Annotated in this window: 15 protein-coding genes and 2 pseudogenes; 6 read left to right on the top strand and 11 right to left on the bottom strand. The window is 62.0% G+C overall.

The genetic code is table 11. The features are described 5' to 3' along the window. Positions 1-19: 19 nt before the first annotated feature. From K6M89_RS26520 to K6M89_RS26495, 6 genes are all read right to left on the bottom strand, one after another. Positions 20-1045, bottom strand: a complete 1026-nt coding sequence (locus K6M89_RS26520; RefSeq protein WP_222141573.1) for a hypothetical protein — start codon at positions 1043-1045, stop codon at positions 20-22. A gap of 92 nt (positions 1046-1137) precedes the next feature. Continuing rightward, entirely contained in the window at positions 1138-1449 is a 312-nt protein-coding gene (locus K6M89_RS26515; RefSeq protein ID WP_222141572.1) for a hypothetical protein, read from the bottom strand. A gap of 13 nt (positions 1450-1462) precedes the next feature. Beyond that, positions 1463-3559: a hypothetical protein gene (locus K6M89_RS26510; RefSeq protein WP_222141571.1), complete on the bottom strand. Its 2097-nt coding sequence runs from the start codon at positions 3557-3559 to the stop codon at positions 1463-1465. Further along, on the bottom strand, positions 3559-5130 hold the full coding sequence (locus K6M89_RS26505) for a terminase large subunit (RefSeq protein WP_222141570.1): 1572 nt from the start codon (positions 5128-5130) through the stop codon (positions 3559-3561). The genes K6M89_RS26510 and K6M89_RS26505 overlap by 1 nt, the downstream gene beginning before the upstream one ends. Next, the gene (locus K6M89_RS26500) at positions 5096-5566 is read right to left on the bottom strand and encodes a terminase small subunit-like protein (protein WP_097582701.1); all 471 of its coding nucleotides are present in this window, start codon (positions 5564-5566) and stop codon (positions 5096-5098) included. The genes K6M89_RS26505 and K6M89_RS26500 overlap by 35 nt, the downstream gene beginning before the upstream one ends. Before the next feature lie 19 nt (positions 5567-5585). Next, the gene (locus K6M89_RS26495) at positions 5586-5822 is read right to left on the bottom strand and encodes a spike base protein, RCAP_Rcc01079 family (protein ID WP_222141569.1); all 237 of its coding nucleotides are present in this window, start codon (positions 5820-5822) and stop codon (positions 5586-5588) included. A 1184-nt stretch (positions 5823-7006) separates the two neighbouring features. Between K6M89_RS26495 and K6M89_RS26490 the strand changes: the two genes are divergently transcribed. After that, complete coding sequence (locus tag K6M89_RS26490) at positions 7007-7909, top strand: dienelactone hydrolase family protein (RefSeq protein WP_222141568.1); 903 nt, start codon at positions 7007-7009, stop codon at positions 7907-7909. 495 nt (positions 7910-8404) lie between these two features. On the opposite strand, the gene K6M89_RS26485 is transcribed toward K6M89_RS26490, so the two are convergent. Beyond that, on the bottom strand, positions 8405-8938 hold the full coding sequence (locus K6M89_RS26485) for a YidB family protein (protein ID WP_222141567.1): 534 nt from the start codon (positions 8936-8938) through the stop codon (positions 8405-8407). Positions 8939-9101: 163 nt separating this feature from the next. Further along, a complete protein-coding gene (locus tag K6M89_RS26480) occupies positions 9102-9443 on the bottom strand; it encodes a hypothetical protein (RefSeq protein WP_222141566.1) in 342 nt (113 codons plus the stop codon). Between the two features lie 174 nt (positions 9444-9617). Here K6M89_RS26480 and K6M89_RS26475 point away from each other — a divergent pair, with 174 nt between their 5' ends. The 4 genes from K6M89_RS26475 (at position 9618) to K6M89_RS26460 (ending at position 12199) form a co-directional block, all read left to right on the top strand. Then, on the top strand, positions 9618-9950 hold the full coding sequence (locus K6M89_RS26475; RefSeq protein ID WP_097582693.1) for an ArsR/SmtB family transcription factor: 333 nt from the start codon (positions 9618-9620) through the stop codon (positions 9948-9950). Then, complete coding sequence (locus K6M89_RS26470; protein WP_222141565.1) at positions 9943-10428, top strand: SRPBCC family protein; 486 nt, start codon at positions 9943-9945, stop codon at positions 10426-10428. The genes K6M89_RS26475 and K6M89_RS26470 overlap by 8 nt, the downstream gene beginning before the upstream one ends. After that, positions 10421-11041 carry a glutathione S-transferase family protein gene (locus tag K6M89_RS26465; RefSeq protein WP_222141564.1) on the top strand — a complete coding sequence of 207 codons (621 nt, stop codon included), beginning with the start codon at positions 10421-10423 and terminating at the stop codon, positions 11039-11041. The genes K6M89_RS26470 and K6M89_RS26465 overlap by 8 nt, the downstream gene beginning before the upstream one ends. A gap of 345 nt (positions 11042-11386) precedes the next feature. Then, positions 11387-12199 (top strand): alpha/beta hydrolase, encoded by an 813-nt coding sequence (locus K6M89_RS26460; protein WP_222141563.1) that lies wholly within the window; start codon positions 11387-11389, stop codon positions 12197-12199. Between the two features lie 36 nt (positions 12200-12235). Here the strand turns inward: K6M89_RS26460 and K6M89_RS26455 are convergent, their stop codons facing one another. Together K6M89_RS26455 and K6M89_RS26450 are read right to left on the bottom strand one after the other, a co-directional pair. Beyond that, positions 12236-12580 carry an antibiotic biosynthesis monooxygenase family protein gene (locus tag K6M89_RS26455; protein ID WP_222141562.1) on the bottom strand — a complete coding sequence of 115 codons (345 nt, stop codon included), beginning with the start codon at positions 12578-12580 and terminating at the stop codon, positions 12236-12238. Between the two features lie 114 nt (positions 12581-12694). Continuing rightward, entirely contained in the window at positions 12695-13045 is a 351-nt protein-coding gene (locus K6M89_RS26450) for a EutQ-related cupin domain-containing protein (protein ID WP_222141561.1), read from the bottom strand. Positions 13046-13182: 137 nt separating this feature from the next. Here K6M89_RS26450 and K6M89_RS31220 point away from each other — a divergent pair. Next, positions 13183-13369: pseudogene (locus K6M89_RS31220) on the top strand (glutathione S-transferase family protein); the annotation flags it as partial. A 50-nt stretch (positions 13370-13419) separates the two neighbouring features. Here the strand turns inward: K6M89_RS31220 and K6M89_RS26445 are convergent. Further along, positions 13420-13778, bottom strand: a pseudogene (locus tag K6M89_RS26445) (VOC family protein). Positions 13779-13829: the final 51 nt, after the last annotated feature.

The following is a 13829-nucleotide window of genomic DNA, read 5'->3' as shown; positions in this document are numbered from 1 at the left end:
GATCAGACTTGGCCTTTGATCAGACTTGGCTGCGCGAAAAACGCATGGCGTCGCGCAGCGAGTCGCGGATGGAGGTGGGCTGGCCTCTTGCCGCATCGCGGGTCGGGCCCGGCGCGGAAGAGCCAGAGATGGATCGCGAGGCGCGGCGGGCTTGATCTGCCGCTGCGGCCCTCTGGGCATGCTGTTCTCGGACGAAGGCCGGCGCAGTCTGGCTGATCAACTGCTGGCGAATGTCCGGTCGCATCCAACATGCGGCGTCGTAGGCGTCCTGAAGTGTCGATGCCCGCCCCGCATTGATAAGGGCGACCATGTCGTCGAGAACGTCTTCGGCATGCGCATTGGCCGGATCGGAAAGAAAGGCATCGACTTGAGTTTCGGTGTCCCTCTTGCGCAAAACATGTTCGACCGTGGCCTCGACATTGATCGGGCCGGTCTGGCGTTGAGGCTCACGCCCTGCCTGCTGGCGCTGCAGGGCCTCTCCCGCCTGCCCATTGACCAGGGCGTGAAGATTGACCCCGGCCACCTTGGCGACGTGAAGGACGGTGTTGACGGGATCGCGGATCAGCGCGTTTTCCCAGTCGATCGCCCGGCGCATGACATCGGCATGGGTCATGCCGGCCCGGCGGACGATCGGGGTGAATTCCTCCAGCCCCTTGTAATCCTGCAGCACGCGGAAGCCGCGATCGACCTCCTGCTCACGCTTGGCGATCGCCGCCTGCACTTCGCTCGGCAGGCTCGTGAAATGCGCCTTGGCCTCCGCCGACCAGCCGGGCGGAACCCGGTTGCCGACGGCGGCCGGCTGTTCGCCGCCCTGCTCCCGGCTCTGCGCCTGCGGCGTCTGCTGGGCGACGGCCTGCTCCTGCCCTTTGGCCAGGAAGCGGCCGTTTTCGCCGTCGCGCGGCCGGGCCGGGATATCGTCCGGCCCTGTGCCTTCGACGGTGTCGATCGCCGCCTTCAGGCTGTCGCGGATGCTGACCGGCTTCTCGCCGGACACATCAAAATCGTCGCTGCCGTTGCCGGCCTCGTTGAAGTCTTCCATATCCATGGGGAAAGTTCCTATTTCGGGGATTGATGCCCGTTTAAGCCTTTGTGCATGTCGTTGTCCCGGAACCGCTGCACACTTCCGGGCGACATGCGTCAGGCATTGTATTCGGCGTAGACCCGCCGCAATTCGTTGCGGATCGCCTTCCGGTCCGCCTTGGGTTTTTCGATCGGCTGCGGCTTCTCATTGCCGATCTCGATCACCCCGGCTGCCCGGTAAGCGGAACGAAGCTTGGCTTTCGAAGTGTAATGCCGGCCGTCATGCATCGACTGGATCTCGATGCTGTCGCTGACGAAATGCGGCGCCGGCAGATCCGACCGGGCCAGGTTCTGCGCCGGCATGCAGTTGTGCGGCCATTTGTCGAGTGCGTGCCAGCCGCCGCAGACGCGGCAATAACGTTCTCTCATGCCTCAACCCCGTTCATTGATAGCCCGGCTGCGCTTGGATCTGCTGCAAAGCCTGCGCTGCCATCTCGCCGCGCGCCTGTTCGACCACGGCGCGATGCTCGATCTCGGCCTGCGCCACGCCGAGTTCGGCCTTGCGCTGTTCGGCGCCGGCCTTCACCTCGGCCGTCTTCAGCTTGAGCATCTCGGCCGGCGAAGGCTGCGGCTCCGGTTTTGGCGCGCTGGCAGCCTGGGAGAGCTGGCCCCCCACCTGCTCCAACATGCTTTCCAGCTGACGGCCGGCCCTGAAGCCGCGGGCGGCAAAGAGCAGCGTCTCGACCATAACGGGCACCAGCATCGGGCTCTGCTGCGCCATGGCGCCGGCCTGCTGCATGAAGCCGCCGACCATCTGCACGAATTCCATGCGGCGCTGCTTTTCGGCGTCCTCGTCCGGCTCGATCGTCGAATCCGTTTCGATCTCGATCTGGAAGCCGCGAATGCTGTCATTGCGCAGGAGCTGCACCACCTCGTCGATCGTCGGCTGCCCCATCATCTGCTGCAGCTGCGGCGGCAATTCGGGCGGCGCCATTTCGGGGGACGACTGGGCCGGCTGGCCCATCTGCTCGGCCCGCATCGCCGTCTGCTGCGCCGCCATCTGCATCTGCTGCATCTGCATTTCGACCTGCTGCTTCTGAGCCATCGTCGGCAGCTTGATGCCGCTGACCAGCATCAGCGTCTCCGGCTGGAACTGGTCGCAGATGATTTCGCCGGCAAGCCGGATGATGTCACGGGCAAAGCGGGCCAGCTCGGCCTGGCGGTCGCGGATGCGGATCGAGCCCCACTGGCTCTTGATGCGCTGCGCCGTCGCCGTCTCCGACGCCTGCGTATCGCCGCGCACGATGTCAGAAATGCCGGTGATCTGGTAGACGTCCTCGATCAGCTGCTTGCGCGCCGCCATGCAGGCGACGATGACCTTCTGCACCTCGTCGATCGGCAATGTCACGACCGCTTTCGAGCCGCCCTTGTCGGTGAAAGCCGCCCATTCCGGGATCGGCACCATGACCATGTCGTTTTCAGGCCGCATCGCCTTCTCGATCGCCGGCGAGATCGCGCCGTCGCCGGAGGGATAAAAGACCTTCAGCCGCAGCTGATCGGTCAGCTTGTTGATGCGCTTGGTCAGAAGATCGATCTCGTCGCATTGCTGCTGGTAATAGACATAGTCGGGAACCGGGATCAGCGAGCTGGTCGAGACCGTGCCATAGGCCGGGCGCGGACAAGGCCAGAAATGCGCCAGCTCCAGCGGTGGCTCGGAGACTTCGAGCGCCACGGGCGAACCCTCGGCGATCCAGACGGTATAGTTCTCGCCCTTGCACCAGATTTCCCAGACATGGGTCTTGCCTTCGTTCTCGGCGCGCTCGGACTGGCTGGCGCCTCTGCCGCTCGCCGCCGCTTGCGCCGCCCCCGAGGCCATCGCCTCACGGCCGAAGCGTTTTTCCATCTCCTCGTCGGTCATCGGCACGCGCCGCGCCACCCAGGTGACATCCTTCCAGCGGCGCGCCGGCGAATGCAGGAAATCCGACCAGTGGACGTAATCGATGCAGACGCGCTCGTCGGCGATCACCTCCAGCGACGGGCCGCCGATCTCGCCGGACAGGCCATCCGCCCGCGGATCCGAGGGCGCCACACCCATGTCGAGCGGCTCGAAATCGGCCTCGTAGCGCAGCCAGACCGTGCCGCGGGCGCAGAGCAGGAAATCGTCGCGCACCGCCCGCATGATCGAATCGAGATCGGCCTCGTCGCCGGCATAGGCGAGATTGCGCTCGACGAGCTCGGAGGCGATGCGCGCCACCGGATCGGCATCCTTGAAGCGGCGCTCGACGACCGGCTGCGGCACGCGGGCATAGACGGCCGGCTGCAGCACCGCGGTATTGGCCCAGAGCATCGGAAAGCGGCGCTTGGCCGCGCTCGTCTGGTCCGATTGCTGGTCGAGATAGATCTTCTCGATCTTGACGCAGCGGTCATGCCAGGATTTGAAATAGCGCTGAGCGCGTTCGAGCTCCTGCTGCCAATGGGCGCCGACCTTCGCCGGATCCCAGCGCTGCTCGCCCTCAAAAGCCGTTATCTCGTCTTCCATCAAACACGCTCGCTGGATCTGGGGGTGGCATCGGCAAATTCGTTGAAGGTCATCGTCTGGAACGTCGGCAGCCGCTTGGGCTCGGGCTTCAGCGGTTCGGGCGCCAGGCCGGTGAAGATGATCGCCAGACCGCCGAAAGCATCCGCCCCATGCGAGGCCCAGTTGTGCAGCGGCTCGTTGCGGAAGACGCCGAGATCCTCGTCCCAATCCTTGCGGTAATTGCGCAGGCATTTGATGCCGTCGGCGCAGCCGGCCTGGTCGAACTCGACCTTTGCCAATATGCGCCGGGTGCCGTTGATGCGGTCATGGACATAGGCGCGCTCGACCTTGCGCACCGTGCCGAGACCGCGCGCCCTCACCTCTTTCAGCATGATTTCGATGCGGGTCATGCCGCCGCGCGTCCATTCCCGCACCTTGATGTCGTGCGGCATGTTGTGGACGCCATAGACATAGCCATTGTCGGCCGCGCGCCGCTCGAGCTCGTCGAGCATGCCGTCCATGCCGGTGCCGGTATGCTCGAAATAGCCGATCATCCTCACACGGCCGGGCAGCACCTGGAACAGCCAGACGCTGTTGGCATCGTCCATGCCGATATCGGAGATGGTGTGGACCGGATATCCGTCGACATGCGGGAAAACCCCGATGCGCTCCTCAGCGTCCGCCACCGCCATCTGATCGGCGTAATAGGCGCCTTCGACGCTTGCTTCGAAGGCTTCGGCCGGCGTCGAGGGATATTCGCGCTTCATGTCGCCGAGCTGGATCTCGGCCTTCTTGACGTACCAGGCCTTCTGGCCCTCCGTCAGTTCGATGCCCTGCTCGGCAAGCTCACGGAAATATTTGGCGAAACCGTCGCTGATGATGACGCCCTCGGGCGCGATCGCATAGTGCGGCTCCTTCCACCAGGGGAAGAAATGGAACTTGAAGTCGAGCTCGGTCAGCTTCGCCGCCTGGCGATGCTTGACCTGGGCATCCTCGCAGAGCGAGTAAAAATGCCCCTCCTGGCCTTCCGCCGTGCTCTCGACGAAGACCAGCTGGCCGGCCTGCACCGTATTCAGCGCGCCAGTCCTAACTTCCCGCGCCTTGTCGGGATATTTGGCGCAGAGCTTTCCATATTCCGAAATGTGAAGGTACTGCAGCGTTCCCGAGCGCAGCGAAGTGCCAACGCGGATGCTCGAATTGTTGGCGAGCAGCAGTTCGGTCTGGTTGGTCCTGACAACAGGCACGGCATTGCGGATGCCTTCCGGCAGATTGTCATAGGGATATTTGATCTTGTCCCGGAAAATCGTCTGCACGTCGCCGAGCGTATGGGCGATGGTGCCCGCCCTGATGTCCCGGTTGAAGACGCAGGCATCGAGCATGAAGATCTGGATGAAGGTGGTCAGACCCAGCTGGCGGGCCTTCAGGAGCACGTTGAGATAATGCATCTCCTCGAAAAAGGTCATCTGCATCAGGTTCATTTCGAACCGGACGCGTTTGCCCGCCTTGTCGGTGATCCAGTAGAGATTGTTCAGCCGCCAGCGCCAGTCGGAAAACCGGTCAACCGCCGTTTGGAAGTCCGCGCGTCTTGCCATTGATATCTTCCAGCAGTTGCGAGACTTCGCCAGTGACACCCTGTTCGGGCTCGATCTTGGCGCCGTATTTCTTCGGCCGCAGCTTCTCGGCAACCCACTGGCGGGTGGCGATGCGCAGCTGCGAGCGCCTTATCGCCTCGCCATTCTCCTGCCAGCCGGTGGTTTCGCCGCTCGCATTCTTCTTCTCGATCCAGTCATCGCTGCTGTTGTCGGCAATCTCGACCAGTTCATCGACGAAGCCGTCGGCGAGGATCTCGCGGGCCAGCGCATAACGCGCCCGAAACGCCGCCTTGTCCTCGTCCGCCAGCCAGGAGAGCACCGTCGATTTCGCCGGCATAGCCTCATCCCGGCAGATCGACCGCAGGCTTTCCCGGTCGGCAATGCGATCGCAGATCTTCTCGGCCAGCGCCTGGCTGAACTTGATCGGTCTGCCCATGGGATCCGCGTCTGAACGTTCAGAACAGCGCGACGATATTGGACGCCGTCGTCCCGGTCAGCGCCACGATCGCCGCATGAACCGGCAGGATCGTCCCGGCCGGCACGCTCTTGAAGATGACAGGATCCATGTCGCGGCGCGGCGCAATCGCCACATCGCCCGCCGTGCCGATATAAAGCGCACGCGCACCGACAATCGCACCGTCATTCGGTGTGACCACCGCTGCCCGCGAGGCCGGAGCAATCGAGGCGTCCATTGCAGTTCTCCTTGTGAGGGTGTCCATGCCGATGCGGCTCGATCCCGATATGATCGAACATGGGGGCTCAGGCGGACAAATATGGCGGGATCAACGATGATCTGAAGAGGCGCGAGACCGAAAGTCGACGCCGACTTGAGCGTCGACATCACCTCTCGATTAAAATTTCGCAGCTTGGATTTACGGCAGTGATAAATGATCTGCCGGGGGGTGATCAAGCGCTGATTGTCGGTCTCGCGCCAGGGTGAAATCGAGCCTTCTCGACCAGGTGGACGCCAGAATTCCATGGGCTGCGCCGGCTGCGGATTTGGTGAAACGCCACCCTACCCTCCGTCATCCTCGGCCTTGTGCCGAGGATCCATGCCCGGTTCTGATGGGGGCCAACGTGGATCCTCGGGTCAAGCCCGAGGATGACGGAGCAAGGGGTGAGCTCTGTGGCAAACCCACTGTGGTGGCTCAATGACGCTGGCCGCCTCGCAAGCCTTGACGAAAGGCGCCTTCGACCGGAGGACGACAAATCTCGCAGCCTGGATTTACAGTAGTGTTAACTGACCTGCTTGGGGGTGATCAAGCGCTTTCAAGCGCGGAATTCGCCTCGATATTACTTCAAAACCGGTGTAGTCACGCACCAGTGTAAAATCGAGCCTTCTCGACCAAGCGGACGCCAGAATTCCACCCCCTGCTCCGGCTGCGGATTTGGTGAAATGCTCCCCCACCCTCCGTCATCCCAGGCCTTGAGCCTGGGATCCATACCCGCTCCTGATGGAGGCCAACGTGGATCCTCGGGTCAAGCCCGAGGAGGACGGAGCAAGGGGTGAGCTCTGAGGCAAATCCGGGTGGTGTATGATGGCGCTGGCCAGAAAGTCTTGGCGAATGACTCATGCGATCGAAGAGCGATACCGACTGATCGCCGATATCACCTCTGGATTCAATATTCGCAGCTTGGATTTACGGTAGTGATAAATGATCTCTCAGGGGGTGATCAAGCGTTGATTATCGGTCTCACGCCAGTGTAAAATCGAGCCTTCTCGACCCAGGTGGACGCCAGATTCCACCCGTTGCTCCGGCAGGTTTGGCAAAACGCCACCGCCCCACTCTCCGTCATCCCAGGCCTTGAGCCTGGGATCTATGCCCAGTCCTGATGGAGACCAACGTGGATCCTCGGACGGCAACCGATACCATCCATGGTCATCGAGGATTATATTAGCAGCAGGCCGTCGATAACACGGGTGGAGGAGCCTGTGAAAACCGCGAGACTTTTTCTGAGCTTCTTCACTTTTCTTGGCGTCACGCTGGCTGAAAAGCCGGCTGATGCCGAGGAATTGGTGCGGTTCGAAAGCGTGCCGGTGAAGCTGAGCCCGTTTCGAATCCGCAAAGCCCGGGAACTGGGGGAAATTCTCCCTCAGCCGCAAGGCACGCCGCTGCTCGGATATTTGACCCGGCCTCGGGGCGATGGTCCCTTCCCGGCGATCGTCGTCATGCATGGATGCGATCACCTGCGTTCGAGCGTCAGGGAGCTTTGGCCGAAACGGCTGGTCTCATGGGGTTACGTGGTGCTGATTGTCGACAGCTTCACCAGCCGCAACATCAAGGACGCGTGTCGAAGCCATGTTCCCGATCGCGTTTTCGACGCCTATGGCGCTTTGGAATTCCTGTCGGAAACAGGCTTTGTCGATGCCCGACGCGTAGCCTTGATGGGCTTTTCGGCGGGCGGCACGGCAACGCTGGATGCCACGAAAATCGACGGATACGAGCAGCTTGTGGAGCGCAAATTCCGGGCGGCGATTGCCTATTATCCCGCCTGTGACGCAGACCGGGGCGATGCGACGGTGCCGACCCTGATTTTAACAGGCGAACGGGACAATTGGAGCCGGCCCGAACGATGCCAGAAGAGGCTCGCCGGCCTGAGCGACAATGGCCCGCCGATCGAGCTCAATATCTACAAGGGCAGGTATCACGGTTTCGATGCCCCGGAGTTCACCGGGGGAAAGCGGGTATTGGGCCATATCGAAAAATACGATCGTGACGCCGCAGGAAAATCCATCCGCACGGTGTACACGTTTCTTCGCAAGCACTTGGGAAAGTAGAGCTCTTGGCGTGTCAGGGCAGACCAAGGCCGGTCGCCCGATGTCATGTTCGCATCCGGCGGTGTCTGGCACCCACGCCACCCCACCTTCCGTTATCCCAGGCCTTGAGCTGGGATCCATACCCAGTGGCCTGGGAGACGTGCTTGGATCCTCGGGTCAAGCCCGAGGAAGACGGAGCGTGGGGCGACCTGTACGGCAAATTCAGCGACGCATGAGGGAAAACTCGCCCTCGCCGTGCTCAGCCCGCATCTTCCCGACGGCTCTAGGTCATGTTCGCGTCCCGACCGTGTCTGCCACCCACGCCCCCCACCCTCCGTCATCCCAGGCCTTGAGCCTGGGATCCATGCCCAACGGCGGTGGAGACGTGCTTGGGTTCTCAGGTCAAGCCCGAGGAAGACGGAGCGCGAAGCGATCGCTGCGGTTCAAACCTGAGAGATGGTGGCGATCTCGCAAGGGCGTTTCAGCGATGCCCGCGGGACGGCCGAATGAAAGCGCCTAGACGCCGCTCGGCCGCCCGGAACTTGTCGCATGGCTCGCCGAAGACAGGAACGCTTCCTCTTCGCTCGGCACCTTCCCTTCCGGCGTCAGATCGTCGACGGCCTTGGGCAGATCGCGGCGCAGCCGGCCGAGGATCTCCTCGTGCGACAGGCCGGTATTCCTGGCGATCTCGTTCAAAACTTCCGGACCGAGCGCTTCGGCAAGCTCGCCGTCATTGATGTCGGCATTCTGGCCGGGGCGGACCCAGGATTCCATCTTGTCGCCGTGGCCGTTCTGCTGAAACGTCTTCAGGAGATCGCCGAGACCGCCGCTGACGATGCCGCCGGAGGTCAGGCCGCCGAGAAGGCCACCCAAGCCGCCGGAACCGCCGAGCCTGCCGAGAATACCGCCGAGCCCGCCCGGCTGCTGGCCTCCCGCGCCGGCTTGCTGCGGGTTCTGCAGGCCGCACAGGAGCTCGCCGATCTTGTCCCTGTTCTGGTAGCCGGCAACGGCAAGAACGGCGAGAAGCGCCTTCAATTGACCACTCATCATGATGAATTCCTCCGGTGATTGTCAGCGCGGTTCAGACGAACCGCTCCATCTGTTGTTCGGTAATAAGACGGGAAAACCGCTTCCGTCCACGCTCGGCCAGCCGACGTTGCGAGAAGCAATGTCGCGCTGAGGCGTCCGGGCGGCCGGTTTCATTTTCGTACGGTCAGATTTCCGGGCAGCCGCGCCGGTTGGCGAAGACCATCCGTTCCGGCCCGCGGCGCGTCATTCCCTGGACAACGATGCTGCGCGGTGACATGCGGACGATCTGGGCGCGGCGAAGGCCTTCGCTGCGGGCAATGTCGAGCGCGTCATCGGGATCGCAGCCGCGCGGCCGGCGGCGGTCGTAGCGGTCGTAACGGTCGCGGTCTCGGTCTCGGTCGTAAACACCGACCCCACCGGGGCCGATTCGCAACTCCATATCCTGCGCGGCGGCAATGGTCGGCGCGATGGTCAGCCCGCTCATGGCGGCCAGGCCGACCAGTATGAACTGAAGAGACTTATGCATGGTTTCCTCCCATGGTCTTGAGCTTATCGCCATACCAACATCGCCATGGGGGATTTTGTTCCGTGATCAGGAGAAGCCGGCGGAAGCGAAAGCCGCCGGTCACGGGCGCAAATTCCCTTTGACATCTCGCCGCCGAGAATATATCCATATGGCTATATAGCTAGATGGTGATATATGGATGACAAGCTCGATGCGATTTTTTCCGCACTCGCCGACCCCACGAGGCGGGCAATTCTCGGGCGTCTTGCGAAGGGCAAGGCGACCGTGGCCGAACTCGCTGATCCCTTCGCGTTGTCTCAGCCCGCCATATCAAAGCATCTCAAAGTCCTGGAACAAGCCGGTTTGATCCGCTCCGGCCGTGAAGCGAATTCGCGTCCGCGCGTCCTCGAGCCGGCCGCGCTGAAGACGATTGCGGATTGGATGGCCGATTACAGACGCTTCTGGGATCAAAGCTTCGATCGTCTCGATGACTATCTGTCCAAGGTACAAGGATACGAAAATGACTAATCCGGAGACCGACCCCGACAACAGCCGCGACCTGGTTATTGTGCGGAGGTTTGATGCCCCATGCGATCTCGTTTTCAGGGCATGGACCGACCCGCAGGCCATGGCCCAATGGTGCGGTCCTCACGGTTTCAAGGCGGTGGGCGACAGACTTGAAGCCTGGCCCGGCGGTAGACACCGCGCCTGCCTGATTGCACCAGATGGAGAGGAGCATTGGGTGAGTGGAAAATATCTGGAGGTCGAGCCGCCGCACAGGCTTGTCTTCACCCATGCCTGGGAGCGCGGAACTGGCGAAAACAGCCCGGAAACACTCGTCACCATCACCTTTAGGGAAAGCGACGGAGGCACGGAAATGACCTTTCGCCAAAGTGGGTTTGAGAGCGCATCGTCGCTTGAGGGACATGAAGCCGGCTGGTCGCAAAGCTTCGAGCGGTTGAGCGTTTTTCTTCGAACCGAATCCGAGAGGACGAACCATGCATAAGGCGGCGATGAAGCTCTACTATTGCGAGACGCTCAATCCCCGGAAGGCCTGCGCCGCCGCGCGTTTTCTGCAAGCCGACGTCGATTTCGTCCGGGTTGACCTGGCAGGCGGCGAACAGCGCACCGCAGAATTCCTGGCGCTTAACCCGAACGGCAAAGTCCCGGTGCTGCAGGATGATGCCGGAACCTTATGGGAAGCGAACGCCATCATGTGCAGGCTGTCCGACAGCGTCGCATCGGATTTCTGGCCGCATGACCACCGGCAGATCGACGTACTGCGCTGGTTGAGCTGGGATGCCAGTCATTTCACCCTGCACGGGGCAACGTTGTGGTTTGAGACCCTGATCAAGCCGTTGTTCGGCGGCGAGCCTGACGTGGCGGTGATCGAAGGCGCAAAGGCGAGTTTTCGGCTGCATGCTCGCGTGCTCGACGGTCATTTGGCCACCAACAGCGTCGCCGTCGGAAAGACGCTGACCGTGGCGGACTTCGCATTGGCCGCCGCACTTCCTTATGCGACCGCCGCCGGGATTCCCCTCGCCGAGTTTCGGCACATCCAAGCCTGGTACGGACGGCTTGAAGAACTGGATGCCTGGCAAAACCCTTTCCCGGCCTGACCACGCCTTGACAGATATGAGCTGACGCGCCGCGGGCGAAAACATGCGCCGGACGCCAATGCGCGTGGGTGACGTCGGTGGCGAGCGCGCCGTCTTCGTGCGAGCGGATGGTCACCGCTTGGCCCCGGATTGGTTCATCTGCGCCGATCAGGCCCCAATAGAACGGCGTCAGCTTGTACGGTGGGAACGCCGAACTTTCATGCGGACGATTGCCGCGTCTCGGCCTCTTCTCCATCGGAAGACTTTGTGCAAATATCGCCGCTACGCTGAGCATACCACGCCGGCATCGAGCTTGGGTCGCTGCAACGCGTTCCCGGCATTGGCAAACTGCGGGTCCATTTGGTCGTGAGCGCTACAAGGTACCTGCTGATCCTGCCGCTGATGGCGGTCATCGCCTACATGGCGATCGTCGCTCTGGTCTACCTCTCTCAGCGATCCCTGCTTTATCCTGGAGCCGGGGCCGCACCACTTCCGGAGCCCGCGACTTGGGGCGAGACGGCGCACATTAAGACGCCCGACGGCGAGCTGCTTCACGCACTCTACAGCCAGGGCGACAGCGACAAGCCCTGCGTGCTGCTCTTTTTCGGAAACGGTGACCGCGTCGACAATTACGCGTTTCTCGCACGGGCGCTGGCCGCGCGGGGGATTGGATTGCTGGCGATTTCCTATCGCGGCTATCCCGGATCGACCGGCTTACCCAGCGAGAAGGGGCTGCTGACAGACGGCATCGCCGCATTCGACTGGCTTTCTGCACAGGCCGCAGGCGGGATCGTCGTGCTGGGCCGGTCACTCGGCACCGGCGTTGCCGTCCATACGACCGCGAACAGACCGGCCGTGGGCGTCATCCTCGTCTCTCCGTACCTGTCGGTTCTGTCGGTTGCGCAGATGCATTACCCATTCCTGCCGGTCGAGTTTCTTCTCAAGGATCCCTTTCGCTCGGACCTCAACATAGCCAAAGTCAGACAACCGAAGTTGTTCCTGCACGGCCGGCTTGATGACAGCATCCCGCTTTCTTCAGGCGAGGCGCTGTACCGCCTCGCACCCGAGCCCAAGCGGATGGTGATCTATGACGGTGCGGGTCACAACGACATCTTCAACGATAGCATGGTCGGTGACGTGATCCGTTTCGTGGAAGCGCTAAAAGCAAACGGGCCTTGAATCCGTCACGGACGGCACCCGATCCGAGGGCGAAGATCATCGCAGTTTGCGAACTTCCGCATCAAATCCATAAGCGCGTTGGACGAGCGCGACACGGATTTCATAACGCCTGTACCAGTCGGCCCGGCCCCGGCGTTGCGCTTCGACGTGATCGACGACCGCTTTCCATGCCCGGATGCTTTCCTCGTCCCGCCAATAAGAGTTGATGATGCCGAATCCGTCGGCACGGCGGGCGCTTTCGAAACCCAGAAATCCGGGCTGCTGTTTGGCCAGTTCCACCATCGCAGCGCCGATGTCACCATAGCCGTCTTCGACCTCGGTTCGTTGCGATGAGAAGCAGACAACGTAATAGGGTGGTGCAGGTAAGCTCGCGATAGACATGCCAACCCCTCGTTGCCGACAGACGGAGATCCTTGCAACCATCCGCCGTGCGGTCAATCCCGCAACGTCAAATCAACCGGGCCAGCCGCGGGAAACATCACGTCACCTTGCGTCTTACGAATGCGCCGGGCGCCAATGGGGATAAGTGACATAGGCGGTGAATGCGCCCTCCTCATGCGAGCGGATCGTCACGGTCTCGCCCTTCGGCATATACACGATCTCGCCCGGCCCGGCGCTCACCGTCCCGGCCTCCGTCGAAATCGAAAGCCGCCCTTCCAGAACGATCACGACGTCGTCAACCGCCATCGTTTCGGTCAGGCTCTGGCCGGGGGCGTAGCGCCCGTAACCGATGGTGATCGGCCCGCCATGCCGCTCGTCGATGAGATTGCCGACGAAGATGTCGCCCTCCTGCCCGGGGGAGCGCTCCAGCGCGACGTCGGCTTTCGTGAATTTCCGGATTTTCATTCGTCTTCCTCCATGCCTGCTGCAGAGTTAGAGCGGAGAAAGGGCGCGCCAAGGCGGGATGTCTTGCGCCATGCACGACGCCGGTGGTGCCTTCGGCGAAGCCCCCTTCCCAACCTCCGTCATTCCAGGCCTGAGCCTGGAATCCATGGCCACAGCCGGGGCGCGGCACCCGCCACGGGGCAACGCTGTGGTTTGAAACCTTGACCAAGCCGTTGTTCGGCGGGAAGCCTGATGTCGGCCTGATCGACAACTCGAAGACGAGTTTTCGGCTGGTACGGACGGCTTGAAGAACTGGATGCGTGGCGAAACCCATTCCCAGTCTGAAGGCGGGTGAATCTATCGAGAGCGGCCAACGAGGAGCGACCCATTCGCCGTCAACCCTGCGCCGGCTCCCACAGCTCGACCGGGTTACCTTCGGGATCGTGAATCCGGGCAAAGCGGCCTACCTCCGAGTTCCACTCATCCCGTGTTTCCACCGCGATCCCGCTTGCCGTGAGCTTTGAGATCAGCCCGTCGAGATCGTCCACGCGGAAATTGACCATCCATTGTTGTTCCGCTCGACCGAAATAGTCAGTGTCCTTCGAGAAAGGCCCGAATTCGTCATCCCGGCCTCCTGCTGCCATACCGACTTGTGCAGGTCGTCAATACCGAGATGCTTTTGATACCATTCAGCCAGGCCGGCCGGGTTCGCCGCCCTAAAAAACACACCGCCGATTCCAACGGCCTTCGGCATAGAATTCTCCTCATCTCGAACACAACAATGCAATCGATCGGGCACGCGTGC

It is taken from the genome of Rhizobium croatiense (assembly GCF_019793465.1).
Taxonomy (GTDB): Bacteria; Pseudomonadota; Alphaproteobacteria; order Rhizobiales; family Rhizobiaceae; genus Rhizobium; species Rhizobium croatiense.
Note: the sequence above shows the minus strand (reverse complement) of the source record. Positions and strands in the feature narration are given on the sequence as shown.